Genomic DNA, 18,594 nt, shown 5'->3' on the forward strand with positions numbered 1-18,594 from the left:
GTCTTCCCGTCGGCCATGCCCGTCCTCACCCTCGCTTCTCGTACGTACCCCTCACAGCAGCCCGACCGCCGTGTCCACGGCTGCCGTGACATCGCCGTCCGCCGGATAGAGCAGTGTGCGGCCCACGACCAGCCCCCGCACGGTGGGCAGCCGCAGGGCCTTGCGCCACTTCTCGTACGTGACCTCCTGGTCCCCGTTCACCTCGCCGCCGAGCAGCACCGTCGGCAGCGTGGAGGTCTCGCAGACCCACGCCATGTCGTCCGGGTCCTCGGTCACCGGCAGCTTCAGCCAGGTGTAGGCGGACGTGCCCGCGAGGCCCGAGGCGATGGCGATGGACCTGGCGACGGCCTCCGCGCCCAGGTCGTTCGTCACCTTCCCGTCCACGCGGCGGCAGATGAACGGCTCGACGAAGACGGGGAGCCCGCGCTCGGCCATGGCGTCGATGGCGCGGGCCGTGGAGACCATGGTGCTGAGGGAGCCCTGGTCCTCGTAGTCGATACGGAGCAGGAGCTTGCCCGCGTCGAACCGCAGCCGCTCGATGTCCTGGGCGCGGTGGCCCGTGAAGCGGTCGTCGAGTTCGAAGGCCGCGCCCGCGAGACCGCCCCGGTTCATCGAGCCGACGACGACCTTGTCGTCCAGCGCGCCGAGGAGGAGCAGGTCCTCCAGGATGTCGGCGGTGGCGAGCACCCCGTCCACGCCGGGGCGGGAGAGCGCCAGCGTCAGCCGCTCCAGCAGGTCGGCGCGGTTGGCCATCGCGAACTTGCGCTCGCCGACGCCCAGGGCGCCGCGCGCGGGGTGGTCGGCGGCGATGATCATCAGCCGGTCGCGCCCCGTCCCGGACGCGGCGGGGGCGCCGGGGGCGCCGAGCAGCGGACGGCGGCGGCGCAGTGCCGCCGCCTCCGCGATGGCCTCGGGGTGCCTGCTGCGCACCGCGACGAGGTCGGGGATGCTGATGCTGCTCAAGAGAGGCTCACTTTCCTGGCGGCGGGGTGGGCGACGGGGGGGGCGAGGGCCGGGCGGCCGGGTCAGTGCCCGAGGAGCGCGTCGACCTCGTCGGCCGTCGGCATCGCGGACGAACAGGCGAGCCGCGAGGCGACGAGTGCCCCGGCCGCGTTGGCGTACCGCATCACGTACTCCAGGTCCCAGCCCGCGAGCAGCCCGTGGCACAACGAGCCGCCGAAGGAGTCCCCGGCGCCGAGCCCGTTGACGACCTCGACGGGGTGCGGCGGCACCTCGGCCTCACTGCCGTCCCTGTGCAGGGCGAGCACGCCCTTGGGCCCCTGCTTGACGACGGCGAGTTCGGCCCCGGCCGCCAGCAGCGCCTCGGCGCAGGCGCGGGGTTCGCGGATGCCGGTGGCCACCTCGCACTCGTCGACGTTGCCGACGGCGACGGTCGCGTGCGCGAGCGCCCGGCGGTACACGGCGCGGGCCTCGTCGGGGTGTCCCCAGAACATCGGGCGCCAGTCCAGGTCGAAGACGGTGGTGCCGCTGGTGGTGCCGCTCTTCGCGCGGGCCTCCAGCGCGGCCAGGGTGGCGCTCCGGCTGGGCTCCTCGCACAGGCCGGTGCCTGACATCCAGAAGACGCGGGCCGCGCGGACCGCGTCGAGGTCCAGTTCGTGGGCGTGGATCTCCAGGTCGGGCGCCTTGGGCTGACGGTAGAAGTAGAGCGGGAAGTCGTCCGGCGGGAAGATCTCGCAGAAGGTGACGGGCGTCGGGTACCGCTCGACGGGCGTCACCCAGCGGTCGTCCACGCCGAAGCCGGTGAGGGCCTGGTGGACGTACTCGCCGAAGGGGTCGCGGCCCGTGCGGCTGATGACGGCCGTGGTGCGGCCGAGCCTGGCCGCCGCGACGGCGACGTTGGTGGGCGAGCCGCCGAGGAACTTGCCGAAGGTCTCCACCTGGGGAAGGGGCACCCCGGTCTGGAGCGGGTAGATGTCCACTCCGATGCGGCCCATCGTGATGACGTCGAACGGCTCGTGAACGGCTGCCATGGGTGCCCTTCCGGGGAGCGGGAAGAAACGGTGACGGGGTACGCGTCCAGTAGGTCTCCCTCATCGTCGGACCGTCCGTCGACACCTGTCAATGATTTGTCCTTACATACGGACGTCTCGGGAAGTGGCGATCCCGGTGTCCTCGTTACGTAAAGATGAAGTGTTGTCCTGACAAAGCCTTGACAGCGGCATCGCTCCCGGAGTTGGCTCACCCCGGCACACCCGCGACGCCGCACGCACGCATGCCGCACGTACAACGAGGAGCCCTCACCATGACCGCTTCCCTCGACCGCCTCCGGGTCGGCTCAGCGCCCGACTCCTGGGGCGTCTGGTTCCCCGACGACCCCCACCAGGTGCCCTGGTCCCGCTTCCTCGACGAGGTGTCGGGCGCGGGCTACGAGTGGATCGAGCTGGGCCCGTACGGCTATCTGCCCACCGACCCCGCGCGCCTCACCGACGAGGTGACCGCGCGCGGACTCCAGGTCTCCGCAGGCACCGTCTTCACCTCGCTGCACCGGGGCCCGGAGGTGTGGGACGCCACCTGGGAACACGTCAGCCAGGTCGCGGAACTCACCCGGGCCATGGGCGCGGACCACCTCGTCGTCATCCCCTCCTTCTGGCGCGACGACAAGACCGCCGCGCCCATCGAGCCCAGCGAGCTGACCGCCGAGCAGTGGAGGCATCTGACGGGCGGCATGGAGCGGCTGGCGCGCGAGGTGCGCGAGCGGTACGGGCTCGGCATCGTCGTCCACCCGCACGCGGACACCCACATCGACACCGAGGAGCACGTCGCCCGCTTCCTCGACGCGACGGACCCGGACCTCGTCGGCCTGTGCCTGGACACGGGGCACTACGCGTACTGCGGCGGGGACAGCGTCAAGCTGATCGAGACCTACGGGGAGCGCATCGGCTATCTGCACCTCAAGCAGGTGGACCCGGACATCCTGGCCGAGGTCGTACGGGACGGCATCCCGTTCGGGCCCGCCGTGAAGAAGGGCGTCATGTGCGAGCCGCCGCTCGGGGTGCCCGCGATGGAGCCGGTGCTCAGCGCGGCGCAGGGGCTGGGCGTCGACCTCTTCGCCATCGTCGAGCAGGACATGTACCCCTGCCCGCCGGACCGGCCCCGCCCCATCGCCGAGCGCACCCGCCGCTTCCTGCGCACCTGCGGCGCATAGCCCCTCCCGGCCCCACCTCCCCTCCCCCGCCCGCACCTCTCCGAGCCGAGGGACGACATGAGTCACCACGCACCACTGGGCATAGCCGTGATCGGCACCGGCAAGATGGGCGCCGACCATGTGCGCCGCGTCCGCGACCTCATCAGCGGCGCCCGGATCGCCGCCGTCGTGGACATCGACGAGGCCCGCGCCGCGCATCTGGCCGACGGCATCGACGGCTGCACCGCCTACACAGAACCGGCCGCCGCCATGGACGACCCGGCCGTCGACGCGCTGATCATCGCCTCGCCGGGCCCCGCGCACGAGGCCACCCTGCTCGACGCGCTCGCACGTGACCTGCCCGTCCTGTGCGAGAAGCCGCTGACCCCCGACGCCGAGAGCGCGCTGCGCGTGCTGGAGGCCGAGCAGCGGCTCGGGCACCGGCGCATCCAGGTGGGCTTCATGCGCCGGTTCGACCCCGAGCACGCGCGGCTCAAGAGGGTGCTGGCGGGCGGCGAACTGGGCCGGACGCTGCTGCTGCACTGCCGCCACCGCAACGTCTCCGTGCACGACTACTTCACCGACGAGATGCTCATCACCGACTCCGTCGTGCACGAGATGGACAGCGCGCGCTGGCTGCTGGAGCAGGAGATCACCGCCGTCACGGTGCTGAAGCCGGCCCGCTCCTCGCTCTCGCCGCGCGTCCTGAGCGACCCGCAACTGGTGCTGTTCGAGACGGCGGGCGGCGCGCTCGTCGACGTCGAGATCTTCGCTGCCAGCGGCTTCGGCTACCAGGTGCAGGCGGAGGCCGTGTGCGAGCGCGGCACGGCCCGGATCGGCGAGGGCGGCGGGGTCGGCGGGGTGCTCACCAGCGCGGCGGGCCGCTGGGGCGGCGAGATCGACCAGGACTACGTCACACGCTTCGAGGAGGCGTACGACCGCGAGGTGCGGCACTGGGCCGACGCCACCCGTCGCGGCGAGACCACCGGGCCCACCGCCTGGGACGGTTACGCGGCTGCCGCCGTGTGCGAGGCGGGCGTACGGGCGCAGGCCACCGGGCAGCGCACCGAGGTCACGATGATCGAGCGCCCGGCCTTCTACGCCTGACGCCTGACGCCTCCGGCCCGCTCCGGGGTGCGCCCCCGGAGTGGGCGCGCCGGTGTCCGCGTACGGGAACGGGCGTCGGGGTCCCGTCACGAGCGTCACCGTTACACCGGTTCCGCGTCACAGACGCTCTACAGGCACGGCCCTGATGTCACGCAGCGTCGTTCACCGGGCACAGGGTGAGTGATCAACAGCCACCCCTGTGGGAGGTGCCGAGTAGATGGCCGACCGACGGCTCTGGTCGTACAAGGAAATCGCCGCGCACATCAGCGTCCAGCCGGACACCGTGCGCTCTTACCGGAAGCACGGCCTGCTGCCACAACCCGACCTGGTGGAGGGCGGTAAGCCGTACTGGTTCGCGGACACCATCCGCGAATGGGTCACGAGACGCCCCGGACACCGCGGAGGACGCTGACACACACCGCACCGCACACCCCCGACCCCCTTAGGCCCCCTTACGGAACGGCCCCGGCCGCCTCTCCCTGTGAGAGGCGGCCGGGGCCGTCCGCGGTTCCGCCTCGCCCGTGCACGCTCGTACCTGCCCGCACCCGCCCGCACTTCATACCTAGGGGGGGTATACTCTGGCAGTAGCGGTACAGAAGCGAAGCACGAGCGTCAGGAGAACCCCATGAGCAACGTCACCACCGTCTACAAGGTCTCCGGCATGACCTGCGGCCACTGCGAGGGCGCGGTCTCCGAGGAGGTCTCCGAGATCGAGGGCGTCTCCTCGGTCAAGGCCGTGGCCTCCACGGGCGAGGTCACCGTCGTCTCCACGGCGGAGCTGGACGACGAGGCCGTGCGCGCCGCCGTCGACGAGGCGGGCTACGAGCTGACGGGGCGCGCGTAACCACCATGCGCGGCACCACCGACACCCCCTCCTCCCCCGAGGCCGGGACGGGGACCGGGACCGGGGCCAGCTCCGGGACCGGCCCTGACCCCTCCCGCGTCGAGCTGGCCATCGGCGGGATGACGTGCGCGTCCTGCGCCGCGCGCGTCGAGAAGAAGCTGAACCGGATGGAGGGCGTCACCGCCACCGTCAACTACGCGACGGAGAAGGCGAGGGTGACGTACGGCGAGGGGGTCTCCGTCGACGACCTGATCGCCACGGTGCGGCGCACCGGGTACAGCGCCGAGCCGCCTCCTCCCCCGCCCCCGACGCCCGCTCCGGCGGCGGAGACCACGGCGGAGGCCACGGAACCCGCGCGGACGGACGCGAGGGCGGAAGCGCGGGACGACGCCGGAAGCGAGGGCGGGGACGGAGGCGCGGACGCGGGCGCGCGGGAGCTGGCCGGGCTGCGGCAGCGCCTGCTCGTCACACTCGTCCTGTCCGTGCCCGTCGTGCTGATGGCGATGGTCCCGGCCCTCCAGTTCGACAACTGGCAGTGGCTCTCGCTCACCCTCGCCGCGCCCGTGGTCGTGTGGGGCGGACTGCCCTTCCACCGCGCCACCTGGACGAACCTGCGGCACGGCGCCGCGACGATGGACACCCTGATCTCGGTCGGCACGCTGGCCGCCTTCGGCTGGTCCCTGTGGGCGCTGTTCTTCGGGGAGGCCGGGATGCCGGGGATGCGGCACCCCTTCTCGCTGACCGCCGGACCCGGCGAGGGCGCGTCGGCGATCTATCTCGAAGTCGCGGCGGGCGTCACCGTCTTCATCCTGCTGGGCCGCTATCTGGAGACCCGCTCCAAGCGCAGCGCGGGCGCCGCACTGCGCGCCCTGATGCGGCTCGGCGCGAAGGACGTGGCCGTGCTGCGCGGGGGCGCGGAGACCCGGATCCCGGTGGAGCGGCTGGCCGTGGGCGACCACTTCGTCGTACGGCCCGGCGAGACCGTCGCCACCGACGGCACCGTCGTGGAGGGCTCCTCGGCGCTGGACACGTCGATGCTGACCGGCGAGTCGGTGCCGGTGGACGTCGGCGCGGGCAACCCGGTGACGGGCGCGACGGTGAACACGGCGGGGCGGCTGGTGGTGGAGGCCACCCGCGTCGGCTCCGACACGCAGCTCGCCCGGATGGCGCGGCTGGTGGAGGACGCGCAGAGCGGCAAGGCGGAGGTGCAGCGGCTCGCCGACCGCGTCTCGGCCGTCTTCGTGCCCGTGGTCCTGCTGCTGGCGCTGGGCACGCTGGTGTGCTGGCTGCTGGCGACGAGCGACATCACGGCCGCGTTCACAGCCGCCGTGGCCGTACTGATCATCGCCTGCCCGTGCGCGCTGGGCCTGGCCACGCCCACGGCCCTGATGGTGGGCACGGGGCGCGGGGCGCAGCTCGGCATCCTCATCAAGGGCCCGGAGGTGCTGGAGTCGACGCGGCGCGTGGACACCGTCGTCCTGGACAAGACGGGCACGGTGACCACCGGGCACATGACGCTCCGGGACGTCTTCGCCGGGGACGGCGTGGACGAGGCGGAGCTGCTGCGGCTCGCGGGCGCGCTGGAGGCCGCCTCCGAGCATCCGGTCGCGCGCGCCGTCGCCGAGGGCGCCCGCGCACGGACGGACGCGGGTTCGGGTCCGGGTACTGGCACGGGCTCGCTGCCCGTGCCCGAGCGGTTCGAGAACCTCGCCGGGGTCGGCGTGCGCGGCGTGGTGGACGGTCGGAGCGTACGGGTCGGGCGCCCGGAGGGGGAGCTTCCGCCAGGGCTGGCCGCCTCGGCGCGGGCGGCCGAGGCCGAGGGGCGCACGGCCGTGGCGGTGAGCTGGGACGGGGAGGTGCGCGGCGTGCTGACCGTGGCCGACTCCGTGAAGGAGACGAGCGCCGAGGCCGTGCGCGCACTGCGGTCGCTGGGCCTGGCCCCCGTGCTGCTGACCGGCGACAACCGCACGGTGGCCGAGGCGGTCGCCCGCGAGGTCGGCATCGTCGAGGACGGCCGGGGCGGCCAGGACTCCCCGGGCGGCCCGGAGGGCTCCGGCGCCACGGAGGGCCTGGTCATCGCGGGAGTGCTGCCCGAGGAGAAGGTCGAGCGGGTGCGCGGGCTCCAGCGCGAGGGCCGCACCGTCGCCATGGTCGGCGACGGCGTCAACGACGCGGCGGCGCTGGCCACGGCCGATCTGGGCCTCGCCATGGGCACGGGCACGGACGCCGCGATCGAGGCGGGCGACCTCACGCTCGTACGGGGCGATCTGCGGGTCGCCGCCGACGCCATCCGCCTCTCCAGGAGGACGCTGGCCACCATCAAGGGCAACCTCGTCTGGGCCTTCGGCTACAACGTCGCCGCGCTGCCGCTGGCCGCCGCCGGACTGCTGAACCCGATGATCGCGGGGGCCGCGATGGCCTTCTCCTCGGTCTTCGTGGTGACGAACAGCCTCCGCCTGCGCCGCTTCCACTGAGGCGGCGGGACGGCGGGACGACCCAAGGCGCGCCGGAGACCTTCCGGTGAAGTGTCTTCACACAAAGGTCACGACGTCACGCCATATGACGAAAACGCCCCGTCGAGCAGGTCCCCCCACGGGCCTGTCGACGGGGCGTTCCGTTTCCCGGTCACGGATTCCCCCCACGGGATCCTGGCCGGGCGCTTGCTGGCTGCACGTACGGGTCGGGAGGGCCGCTCAAAGCTCCCCGTGCTGCACGCTTCACCCCTGTTGCATCACCGGGCCCGTCCCCCAAAGACGTGCTCGGTGCGGTGGCAGAAGGCTCCGCCGGGAGGCCATCGCCACCCTGTTAGACCTTCGACCCTCCGCAATGGTTACCCCCCAATCTCTGTGATCTAAATCTCTTCACAGATCTCCACAAAAGAAGAGCCCCGGTCCGCTTGGACCGGGGCCTTCCGGGGGTCCCGGGGATGCGTGCGGGCACCCCGGGGAAGCGTCAGCGCGACTCGACCGGGACGTACTCACGCTCGACGACGCCCGTGTAGATCTGGCGCGGGCGACCGATACGGGAGCCCGGCTCCTTGATCATCTCGTGCCACTGGGCGATCCAGCCGGGGAGGCGGCCCAGCGCGAACAGCACGGTGAACATGCTGGTCGGGAAGCCCATGGCCCGGTAGATCAGACCGGTGTAGAAGTCGACGTTCGGGTAGAGCTTGCGCTCCACGAAGTAGTCGTCACTCAGGGCGTGCTCCTCCAGCCGGAGGGCGATGTCGAGCAGCTCGTCGCTCTTGCCCAGGGCGGAGAGGACATCGTGCGCCGCGGCCTTGATGATCTTCGCCCGGGGGTCGAAGTTCTTGTAGACGCGGTGACCGAAGCCCATCAGCTTCACGCCGTCTTCCTTGTTCTTCACCTTGCGGATGAAGGTGTCGACATCGCCGCCCGCGGCCTGGATGCCCTGGAGCATCTCCAGAACGCTCTGGTTGGCGCCGCCGTGCAGGGGGCCCCACAGCGCGTTGATGCCCGCCGAGATGGAGGCGAACATGTTGGCCTGCGAGGAGCCGACGAGGCGGACCGTCGACGTCGAACAGTTCTGCTCGTGGTCCGCATGGAGGATCAGGAGCTTGTCGAGCGCGTTCACCACGACCGGGTCGAGGTCGTACTCGGCGGCCGGGACGGAGAACGTCATCCGCAGGAAGTTCTCGACGTAACCGAGGTCGTTGCGCGGGTAGACGACCGGGTGGCCCATGGCCTTCTTGTAGGCGTAGGCCGCGATCGTCGGGAGCTTGGCCAGCAGCCGGATCGTCGAGAGGTGGCGCTGCTCCTCGTCGAACGGGTTGTGGCTGTCCTGGTAGAAGGTCGACAGTGCACTGACGACCGAGGAGAGCATCGCCATCGGGTGGGCGTCACGCGGGAAGCCGTCGTAGAACCGCTTGACGTCCTCGTGCAGCAGGGTGTGCTGCGTGATCTCGTTCTTGAAGCCCGCGAGCTGGTCGACGGTGGGCAGCTCACCGTTGATCAGCAGATAGCCGGTCTCCAGGAAGGTGCCGCGCTCGGCCAGCTGCTCGATCGGGTAGCCGCGGTAGCGCAGGATGCCATTCTCACCGTCGAGATAAGTGACGGCGGATTTGTACGCGGCGGTGTTGCCATAGCCCGAATCCAGGGTCACCAGACCGGTCTCGGCCCTCAGCTTCCCGATGTCGAAACCACGGTCTCCGACCGTGCTGTCCACGACCGGGTAGCTGTACTCGCCGTCCCCGTACCGAAGTACTACAGAGTTGTCGCTCACGTCATCCCTCACCGACGTAGTGCCTCTTCTTCGAGGTGCCCTGACTCTCTCCACTTTCCCCCATTCAGTGCTGTGCGGTGCACTCGGGGTCGGCCAAAGGGCTCCTATGTGGCACGCAGTGCCTTTCTTTGAACATCCTGCACCCTGGAACCAGCGGCGGTCACCCCCCGAAACCGCTCTCGCCCCCGCCGGAGGGCACCGGCGGTCTCAGCGCCCCGCTGAGCCGGTGAGCCAGCGCGGTGCAGCGCCGACCCGCCGAGACGGTGCGCACCGCCTGCCCGATCGCCCTCCGCGAGCCCACCAGGACCACCAGGCGCTTTGCCCTGGTCACGGCCGTATAGAGCAGATTGCGCTGGAGCATCATCCAGGCGCCCGTGGTGACGGGAATCACCACCGCCGGATACTCGCTGCCCTGCGACCTGTGGATGGTGACGGCATAGGCGTGGGACAGCTCGTCCAGTTCGTCGAAGTCGTACTCCACCTCTTCGTCCTCGTCCGTGCGGACGGTGAGCCGCTGATCGTCCAGGTGCATGGCGGTGACGACGCCGACGGTGCCGTTGAAGACTCCGTTGGCCCCCTTGTCGTAGTTGTTGCGGATCTGCGTGACCTTGTCTCCGACGCGGAAGACACGGCCGCCGAAGCGCTTCTCCGGCAGATCGGGGCGGGCCGGGGTCACCGCCTGCTGGAGCAGCCCGTTGAGCGTGCCGGCGCCCGCCGGGCCGCGGTGCATGGGGGCCAGCACCTGGACGTCCCGGCGCGGATCGAGGCCGAAGCGGGCGGGGATGCGGCGCGCGACGATGTCCACCGTCAGCTTTCCGGCCTCCTCCGTGTCGTCCTCGACGAAGAGGAAGAAGTCACTCATTCCCTGGGTGACGGGCGGGGTGCCGGAATTGATGCGGTGCGCGTTCGTCACCACGCCCGACTGCTGCGCCTGCCGGAAGATGCGCTTCAGCCGGACGGAGGGCACCGGACCCTCCTCGGCGAGCAGATCCCGCAGCACCTCCCCGGCGCCGACCGACGGCAACTGGTCCACATCGCCCACCAGGAGCAGATGCGCGCCGGGCGGCACGGCCTTGACCAGCTTGTTCGCCAGGAGGAGATCGAGCATGGACGCCTCGTCCACGACAACCAGATCCGCTTCGAGGGGCCGCTCCCTGTCGTACGCGGCGTCCCCGCCGGGCTTCAGCTCCAGCAGCCGGTGGACGGTGGACGCCTCCACGCCCGTCAGCTCCGAGAGCCGCTTGGCGGCCCGTCCGGTGGGGGCCGCCAGCACCACCTTCGCCTTCTTGGCCCGCGCCAGCTCCACCACCGAGCGGACGGTGAAGGACTTGCCGCAGCCGGGGCCGCCCGTGAGGACGGCGACCTTCTCCGTCAGCGCCAGGCGCACGGCCTCCCGCTGCTCGGGCGCCAGCTCGGCACCGGTGCGCGTGGCCAGCCAGCCCAGCGCCGCCTCCCAGTCCACGTCCCCGAAGGCGGGCAACCGCTCCTCGTCGGTGCGCAGCAGCCTCAGCAACTGGCCCGACAGGGACAGCTCGGCCCGGTGGAAGGGCACCAGATAGACGGCGGTGCGCGGCTGACCGTCCTCCCCGGGGACCGTCTCGCGCACGACCCCCTCCTCCTCGGCTGCCAGTTCGGCCAGGCAGTCGATGACCAGGCCCGTGTCCACCTGGAGCAGCTTCACCGAGTCCGAGATCAGCTCCTCCTCGGGGAGATAGCAGTGGCCCTGGTCCGTGGACTGGGACAGCGCGTACTGCATGCCCGCCTTGACGCGCTCCGGGCTGTCGTGGGGGATGCCGACGGCCTGGGCGATGCGGTCGGCGGTGAGGAAGCCGATGCCCCACACGTCGGCCGCGAGGCGGTAGGGCTGGTTCTTGACGACGGAGATGGAGGCATCGCCGTACTTCTTGTAGATCCGCACGGCGATGGAGGTGGAGACGCCGACTCCCTGGAGGAAGACCATCACCTCCTTGATGGCCTTCTGCTCCTCCCAGGCCGCCGCAATCTTCTTGGTCCGCTTGGGACCCAGCCCGGGGACCTGGATGAGCTGCTGTGCGTCGGCCTCGATGACATCGAGGGTGTCCGTCCCGAAGTGATCGACGATGCGCTCGGCGGTCTTCGGCCCGATGCCCTTGATCAGGCCCGAGCCGAGATAGCGGCGGATGCCCTGGACGGTGGCGGGGAGCACCGTCGTGTAGTTCTCCACGGTGAACTGGCGCCCGTACTGCGGGTGGGAGCCCCAGCGGCCCTCCATCCGCAGCGACTCGCCCACCTGCGCGCCGAGCAACGCGCCGACAACCGTGAGCAGTTCGCCACCGCGACCGGTGTCGACACGGGCCACGGTGTAGCCATTGTCCTCGTTGGCATACGTGATGCGTTCGAGGACGGCTTCAAGGACGGCGGGCTGGAACGACGACATGTCACTGACCGTAACTCCGCCCACCGACATCGCGGCAGCCCTGTGGATAACTCACCGCCGCACGATCCATGCCATTGGCATGGTCACGATCTGGTGTAGACCCCTTGCGCCCGCTCGTCGCATCCCTTGTGATGGCCCCGATGTAAACGTTTCCATCCGGGCGCCCCAAGGCTCCCGGCAAGCGGCGAGCGACGAGACCGGGCGGGGCGGGACACGGCGATGGCGGGCATCAAGGACGTGGCGTCACACGCGGGCGTCTCCGTCGCGACGGTCTCCCGCGTGCTCAACGGGCACCCGACCGTGCGCCCCGCGACCCGCGCCCTCGTGCTCTCGGCCGTCGCCGAACTCGGCTACCGCCCCAACGCGGTCGCCCGCTCCTTACGCACCCACCAGACCCGCACCCTCGGGCTCGTCATCAGCGACGTGCTCAATCCGTTCTTCACCGAGCTGGCCCGCGCGGTCGAGGACGCGGCGCGCTCCCGCGGCTACAGCGTCGTCATCGGCAACGCCGACGAGCGCCCCGACCTCCAGGACCACTACGTCCGCACCCTGCTGGAACACCGCATCGACGGCCTGCTCGTCTCGCCCACCGACGGCGGCTCGGCCCCCATGCTGGAGTCGGCCCGAGCCAGCGTCCCCATGGTCTTCGTCGACCGCTGGATCGCGGGCATCGACGTGCCCGTGGTGCACGCGGACGGGCACGGCGCCGTCCGCGATCTCGTCGCGCACCTGCACGCGCTCGGCCACCGCCGCCTCGCGGTCATCGCCGGGCCCGAGACGACCACCACAGGCAACGAGCGCGTCGCCGCCTTCCGCGCCGCGCTGGCCGCGCACGGGCTGCCGCTGCCCGACGCGTACATCGGCAAGGGCGACTTCCAGACGGAGAGCGGACGCCGTGCCACCGCCGCCTTCCTGGAACTGCCGGAGCCGCCGGAGGCGGTCTTCGCCACCGACAACCTGATGGCACTGGGCGCCATGGACGAACTGCGCGCCCGGGGACTGCGGGTGCCCGACGACATGGCGCTGGCCGCCTTCGACGACATCCCGTGGTTCCTGCACACCGACCCGCCCATCACCGCCATCGCGCAGCCCACCACCGAGCTCGGCCACCGGGCCGTGCACGCACTCACCGATCTCGTGGAGGGCAGGGACGCCGGGTCCGTCACGCTCTCCGCGCGTCTCATAGCGCGCCGTTCCTGCGGCGAGGACGAAAGGAACGAAGGGAACAGACGTTGACTTCCCACGACCGGCCCCCGCCGGGCGGCGACCGTCATCCGGAGCTGCTGCGCACCGAGGGCATACGCAAGACCTTTCCCGGCGTCGTCGCCCTGGACGGGGTGGACTTCGACCTGCGGGCCGGAGAGGTGCACGTCCTGCTCGGCGAGAACGGCGCGGGCAAGAGCACCCTCATCAAGATCCTCTCGGGGATGTACCAGCCCGACGCGGGCCGGGTGCTGCGCGAGGGCGCACCCGTGCGCGTGCACGGCGCCGAGGACGCCGAGCGGCTCGGCATCGCCACCATCCACCAGGAGTTCAACCTCGTACCGCATCTGACGGTCGCGGAGAACATCTACCTGGGACGGCAGCCGCGCCGCTTCGGCCTCATCGACCGCAAGCGCATGGAGGCCGACGCGGCCGAACTGCTGCGCCGCGTCGGCGTGAACGTCCCGCCGGGCACACCCGTGCGCGAACTGGGCATCGCCAGGCGCCAGATGGTGGAGATCGCCAAGGCGCTCAGCCTGCGGGCACGCGTCCTGATCATGGACGAGCCCACAGCGGCGCTGACCGCCGACGAGGTGGAACGGCTCTTCGAGATCGTGCGCGGGCTGCGCGCCGACGGCGTCGGCGTCGTCTTCATCACCCACCACCTGGAGGAGATCGCGGCCCTCGGCGACCGCGTCACCGTGCTGCGCGACGGCCGCAGCGTCGGCCAGGTCGCGGCGGACACCCCGCGCGACGACCTGGTGCGGCTGATGGTGGGCCGCAGCATCGAGCAGCAGTACCCGCGTGTCACCGGGACCGTGACGAGCGCGGCCACCGGCGCCCAGGGCGCGCCGCTGCTGCGCGTCTCGGGGCTCTCGCGTGCCGGGACGTTCGACGGCGTGGGCTTCGAGGTCCGCGCGGGCGAGGTCGTGGGGCTCGCGGGCCTGGTGGGCTCGGGGCGTACGGAGGTGGCGCGGGCCGTCTTCGGCGCCGACGGCTACGACTCCGGCACCGTTGAGGTGCTGGGGCGGAAGCTGCCGCGCGGCGACGTGAGCGCGGCCATGGCGGCGGGCATCGGACTCGTCCCCGAGGACCGCAAGGGCCAGGGCCTGCTCCTGGACGCCTCCGTACAGGAGAACCTGGGCCTGGTCACCCTGCGCGGCGCCACCCGGGGCGGCCTCGTGGACGTCTCCGGGCAGCGGCGCGCGGCCACCGGCATCGCGGAGCGGCTCGGCGTACGGATGGCCTCCATCGACCAGCACGTGCGCACCCTCTCGGGCGGCAACCAGCAGAAGGTCGTCATCGGCAAGTGGCTGCTGGGCAGGAGCAAGCTGCTGATCCTGGACGAGCCGACGCGCGGCATCGACGTCGGCGCGAAGGTCGAGATCTACGAACTCGTCAACGAACTCACCGCCTCGGGCCACGCGGTGCTGATGATCTCCAGCGACCTCCCCGAGGTGCTGGGCATGAGCGACCGCGTCCTCGTGATGTCCCAGGGCCGCATCGCGGGCGAACTCACGGCGGACCGGGCCACGCAGGACGACGTGATGCGGCTGGCCGTCGGCACCGCCACCCCCGGAGCGCCGCCGGGACAGCGGCACGGGCCCCGCCGAGGGGCCTCCGCACCAGGCAACCCCCACGCACCAGGCAAGACCGAGAGGAAGGGCTCCCGTGGCCACTGAAACCCAGAGCAGCGGCGGCCCCGGGCAGGGACACCAGGGACGCCAGGGGCACCGCCTCGGCAAGCAGCGCCCCGGAGGGCCCGGACAGGGGCTGCCGCCCGTGCTGCGCAGGGTGCTGCTCGACAACGGGGCGCTCAGCGCCCTGGTCGTGATGATCGTCGTGATGACGCTGCTGTCGGGCGACTTCCTCAGCACCCAGAACCTGCTGAACGTCGGCGTCCAGGCCGCCGTCACCGCGATCCTCGCGTTCGGCGTCACCTACGTCATCGTCTCCGGGGGCATCGACCTGTCGGTCGGCTCCGTGGCCGCGTTCTCCGCGATCATGCTGGCCTGGACGGCGACGGACCAGTCGATGCCCGTCTGGCTCGCGGTGGTGATCTCGCTCGCCACGGGCGTCGCCTGCGGGCTGCTCAACGGTGTGCTGATCGCATACGGGAAGCTCCCCCCGTTCATCGCCACGCTGGCGATGCTCTCGGCCGCGCGCGGCCTGGCACTCGTCACCTCGCAGGGCACCCCGCTCGCGTTCCCGGACGCGATGGCCTCGGTCGGCGAGACCCTGGGCGGCTGGCTGCCCGTGCCCGTCCTGGTGATGCTCGTGATGGGCGGCATCGCGGCGCTCGTGCTGGCCCGCACCTACAGCGGACGCGCGATGTACGCGATCGGCGGCAACGAGGAGGCGGCACGGCTCTCGGGCATCCGGGTGCGCCGCCAGAAACTGGTCATCTACGGGCTGTCGGGCGCCTTCGCCGCCGTCGCAGGCATCGTCCTCGCCTCCCGGCTGGTCTCAGCGCAGCCGCAGGCCGCCATGGGCTACGAACTCGACGCCATCGCTGCCGTGGTGATCGGCGGAGCGAGCCTCTCCGGGGGTGTCGGCAAGGCTTCCGGAACGCTGATCGGCGCACTCATCCTGGCCGTTCTGCGCAATGGCCTCAACCTTCTGGACGTCTCCGCTTTCTGGCAGCAGGTCGTTATCGGAGCCGTCATTGCACTTGCCGTACTTCTGGATACACTGCGTCGCCGTACATGATCCCATTGCTACGGGGATGCTACGGGGAACAGCACGTCGTTCGTTTTAACTGCCACCGACTGCAAGGAATGCAGGAAATGAGCAAGAGATCGAGCACGTCCGCCGCGATGATCGTCGCGGCGTTGGCCCTCACGTCGACCGCGTGCGGGTCGGGATCCGCCGACTCCGGCGGGAAGGAGTCCGTGAAACTCGGACTCGCGATATCCACCCTGAACAACCCCTTCTTCGTCGAAATGAAGAAGGGCGCGGAGTCCGAGGCCAAGGCCGAGGGCGCGCAGCTCAACGTCCAGGACGCCCAGGACGACGCCTCCCAGCAGGCCAACCAGGTGCAGAACTTCACCTCGCAGAACGTGAAGTCGATCATCATCAACCCGGTGGACTCCGACGCAGCGGGCCCCTCCGTGAAGGCCGCGGGCAACGCGGACATCCCCGTCGTCGCCGCCGACCGCGGCGTGAACGGCGCGAAGGTGAAGACCACCGTCGCCTCGGACAACGTCGAGGGCGGCAAGCTCGCCGCGAAGGCGCTGGCCGAGCAGCTCGACGGCAAGGGCAGCATCCTGGTGCTGCGCGGCATCTCCGGCACCTCGGCCTCCCGCGAGCGCGGCAAGGGGTTCGAGGAGGGCATCAAGAAGTACCCGGGCATCAAGATCGCCGCCAAGCAGCCCGCGAACTTCGACCGCGCCAAGGGCCTGGACGTCACCACCAACCTGCTCCAGTCCAACCCGGACATCACCGGCGTCTTCGCCGAGAACGACGAGATGGCCCTCGGCGCCATCAAGGCCCTGGGCAGCAGGGCCGGCAAGTCCGTGAAGGTCGTCGGCTTCGACGGGACCCCGGACGGGCTCAAGGCCGTCGAAAAGGGCACGATGACCGTCACCGTCGCGCAGCAGCCCGACGAGCTGGGCAAGATGGCCGTGCGCAACGCCCTGCGGCTCGCCAAGGGCGACAGCGTCGACGAGGTCATCAAGGTGCCGGTCAAGGTCGTCGACGAGAAGAACGTCGACCAGTTCTCCTCCTGACCTGTGCGCGCGACCGCCCCCTGGCGGACGCGACGTACCCGCGCCCCGTACCGGAAGCACCTCACCGGACGGAAGGCCCGCGACACCCCCGCCGCACGGCCCGGGACACACGCCCCGCAGCACCCGCACGTCTGCGGGACGCGCGGACCGGGCCCCGTGCGGCATCCCACGCCCCGTGAGCACCACACGCCCTACGCTCGGCATGAGAACCGGCACGATCGGCACGAGAACCGGCACGAGAGGACGCACCGGATGGACAGCGGCTACGACCTGCTCGTCGTGGGCTCGGCCAACGCCGACCTGGTGATCGGTGTGGAGCGCCGCCCGGCCGCGGGCGAGACCGTGCTCGGCACGGACCTCGTCACCAGCCCGGGCGGCAAGGGCGCCAACCAGGCGGCGGCAGCCGCCCGGCTCGGCGCCCGCACGGGGCTGCTGGCGCGCGTCGGCGACGACGCGCACGGGCGGATGCTGCGCGAAGCGCAGCGCGAAGCGGGCACCGACACCTCCACGCTGCTGGTGGGCGGTGCGCCCACAGGCGTCGCCCTCATCACGGTGGACCCGGCGGGCGACAACAGCATCGTCGTCTCGCCGGGCGCCAACGCGCGGCTCACACCCGAGGACGTGGCGGCGGCCGAGGCGTCGCTGGCCGCCGCCGCGGTCGTCTCCCTCCAACTGGAGATCCCCTTGGAGACGGTCGCGGCCGTGGCACGGGCCGCCTCGGGCACCGGTACGCGGGTCGTGCTCAACCCCTCGCCGCCCGCGCCGCTCCCCGACGACGTGCTCGCCGCCGCCGACCCCCTGGTGGTCAACGAGCACGAGGCCCGCTACCTGCTGGACGACGGCGCGGGGAGCGACGACGGCGGCGACGGCGACGACGCACCCGAGCGGTGGGCCGCAGCGCTGCTGGAGCGGGGCCCGCGCAGCGTCGTCATCACCCTCGGCGCGGCCGGCGCCCTCGTCGCCGAACGAGCCCCTGACGGCCCCGTACGGACCGTGCGGGTGGCCAGCCCCGCCGTGCGCGCCGTGGACACCACGGGCGCCGGAGACGCGTTCACCGGCGCGCTGGGCTGGCGGCTCGGCCGGGGCAGCGGCCTGGAGGAGGCCGTGCGCTTCGCCGTACGCGTCGGCGCCGCCGCCGTCACCCGCGCGGGGGCGCAGGAGTCCTACCCGAACGCCCAGGAGCTGGAGAAGGAGTTCCCCGCGTGAAGAAGTCGGGCATTCTCAACCGTCATCTCTCCGGCGCGCTCGCCATGCTGGGACACACCGACGAGGTGATGGTCTGCGACGCCGGTCTGCCCATCCCCGACGGGCCCCTCGTGGTCGACCTCGCCTTCCGTGCGGGGACTCCCGCCTTCGCCGAGGTGCTGGAGGGGTTGCTCAACGAGCTTGAGGTAGAAGGCGCCGTCGCGGCGCGTGAGGTGCGTGAGCGCAACGCGGAGGCCGCGGGGCTGCTCGACGGGCTCTTCCCCGGCCTCGAACTGATACCCCACGCCGACCTGAAGACCCGCACCCGCGCCGCCCGCCTGGTGGTCCGCACCGGCGAGGTCCGCCCTTACGCCAACGTCCTGCTCCGCTGCGGGGTCCCGTTCTAGGAGACGCGCAGGGACGCACCCCTGGGCGCCCCCTGGGGCTTCGTTCGCGGCTGCGGCCCGGTGGTGGGGTTGTGCCCACCCTCCCCCAGCTAACGCTGGGAGGTGCCCCCTCGCCATGCGGAACGCCTGCCCACAACGGTTAAGGCCACCGGCGCAAGCCGCGTCGCACTCGCACCACACACCGCGCCCACCCACCAAGCCGCACCCGGAAAACCGCGAACCGCAGCGCCCCGGTCCGGAATCGGGTAGGAGGGCCGGGTCGCCCGGCCCTCCTCCCACACCACCGGACATGCGGGTCACGCATCCGGCGGTTCATC

13 protein-coding genes and 1 pseudogene are annotated in these 18,594 nt (G+C 71.5%); 10 read left to right on the plus strand and 4 right to left on the minus strand.

Translation table 11 applies throughout. The features are described from left to right. Positions 1–51: 51 nt before the first annotated feature. Both ACYVOO_RS08920 and iolC read right to left on the minus strand, forming a co-directional pair. Positions 52–963: a Cgl0159 family (beta/alpha)8-fold protein gene (locus ACYVOO_RS08920; RefSeq protein WP_461015086.1), complete on the minus strand. Its 912-nt coding sequence runs from the start codon at positions 961–963 to the stop codon at positions 52–54. Positions 964–1,025: 62 nt separating this feature from the next. Then, positions 1,026–1,991 (minus strand): 5-dehydro-2-deoxygluconokinase, encoded by a 966-nt coding sequence (iolC, locus tag ACYVOO_RS08925; RefSeq protein ID WP_461015087.1) that lies wholly within the window; start codon positions 1,989–1,991, stop codon positions 1,026–1,028. Between the two features lie 272 nt (positions 1,992–2,263). Between iolC and ACYVOO_RS08930 the strand changes: the two genes are divergently transcribed. The 5 genes from ACYVOO_RS08930 (at position 2,264) to ACYVOO_RS08950 (ending at position 7,570) form a co-directional block, all read left to right on the plus strand. Beyond that, positions 2,264–3,166, plus strand: coding sequence for a sugar phosphate isomerase/epimerase family protein (locus ACYVOO_RS08930; protein ID WP_461015088.1), 903 nt, complete (start codon positions 2,264–2,266; stop codon positions 3,164–3,166). A 57-nt stretch (positions 3,167–3,223) separates the two neighbouring features. Further along, entirely contained in the window at positions 3,224–4,252 is a 1,029-nt protein-coding gene (locus ACYVOO_RS08935) for a Gfo/Idh/MocA family protein (RefSeq protein WP_461015089.1), read from the plus strand. Between the two features lie 217 nt (positions 4,253–4,469). Continuing rightward, a complete protein-coding gene (locus ACYVOO_RS08940) occupies positions 4,470–4,664 on the plus strand; it encodes a helix-turn-helix transcriptional regulator (RefSeq protein ID WP_453345585.1) in 195 nt (64 codons plus the stop codon). A gap of 213 nt (positions 4,665–4,877) precedes the next feature. Then, positions 4,878–5,096, plus strand: coding sequence for a heavy-metal-associated domain-containing protein (locus tag ACYVOO_RS08945; protein WP_461015090.1), 219 nt, complete (start codon positions 4,878–4,880; stop codon positions 5,094–5,096). A gap of 5 nt (positions 5,097–5,101) precedes the next feature. Continuing rightward, positions 5,102–7,570 carry a heavy metal translocating P-type ATPase gene (locus ACYVOO_RS08950; RefSeq protein ID WP_461015091.1) on the plus strand — a complete coding sequence of 823 codons (2,469 nt, stop codon included), beginning with the start codon at positions 5,102–5,104 and terminating at the stop codon, positions 7,568–7,570. Between the two features lie 478 nt (positions 7,571–8,048). Here ACYVOO_RS08950 and ACYVOO_RS08955 read toward each other — a convergent pair whose 3' ends face one another. Then, positions 8,049–9,338 (minus strand): citrate synthase, encoded by a 1,290-nt coding sequence (locus ACYVOO_RS08955; protein WP_461015092.1) that lies wholly within the window; start codon positions 9,336–9,338, stop codon positions 8,049–8,051. Positions 9,339–9,498: 160 nt separating this feature from the next. Then, complete coding sequence (gene recD2 / locus ACYVOO_RS08960; RefSeq protein ID WP_461015093.1) at positions 9,499–11,754, minus strand: SF1B family DNA helicase RecD2; 2,256 nt, start codon at positions 11,752–11,754, stop codon at positions 9,499–9,501. Positions 11,755–11,973: 219 nt separating this feature from the next. Here recD2 and ACYVOO_RS08965 point away from each other — a divergent pair, with 219 nt between their 5' ends. From ACYVOO_RS08965 to rbsD, 5 genes and pseudogenes are all read left to right on the plus strand, one after another. Next, positions 11,974–12,990: a LacI family DNA-binding transcriptional regulator gene (locus ACYVOO_RS08965; RefSeq protein WP_453345590.1), complete on the plus strand. Its 1,017-nt coding sequence runs from the start codon at positions 11,974–11,976 to the stop codon at positions 12,988–12,990. Then, the gene (locus ACYVOO_RS08970) at positions 12,987–14,639 is read left to right on the plus strand and encodes a sugar ABC transporter ATP-binding protein (protein ID WP_461015094.1); all 1,653 of its coding nucleotides are present in this window, start codon (positions 12,987–12,989) and stop codon (positions 14,637–14,639) included. Before ACYVOO_RS08965 ends, ACYVOO_RS08970 begins: the two co-directional genes overlap by 4 nt. 151 nt (positions 14,640–14,790) lie before the next feature. Next, a pseudogene (locus ACYVOO_RS08975) lies at positions 14,791–16,685 on the plus strand (ABC transporter permease/substrate-binding protein). A 252-nt stretch (positions 16,686–16,937) separates the two neighbouring features. Further along, positions 16,938–17,891: a ribokinase gene (locus ACYVOO_RS08980; RefSeq protein ID WP_461015095.1), complete on the plus strand. Its 954-nt coding sequence runs from the start codon at positions 16,938–16,940 to the stop codon at positions 17,889–17,891. Then, the gene (gene rbsD, locus ACYVOO_RS08985; RefSeq protein WP_461015096.1) at positions 17,888–18,277 is read left to right on the plus strand and encodes a D-ribose pyranase; all 390 of its coding nucleotides are present in this window, start codon (positions 17,888–17,890) and stop codon (positions 18,275–18,277) included. The genes ACYVOO_RS08980 and rbsD overlap by 4 nt, the downstream gene beginning before the upstream one ends. Positions 18,278–18,594: the final 317 nt, after the last annotated feature.

The sequence above is a fragment of the Streptomyces daliensis genome (assembly GCF_054782395.1).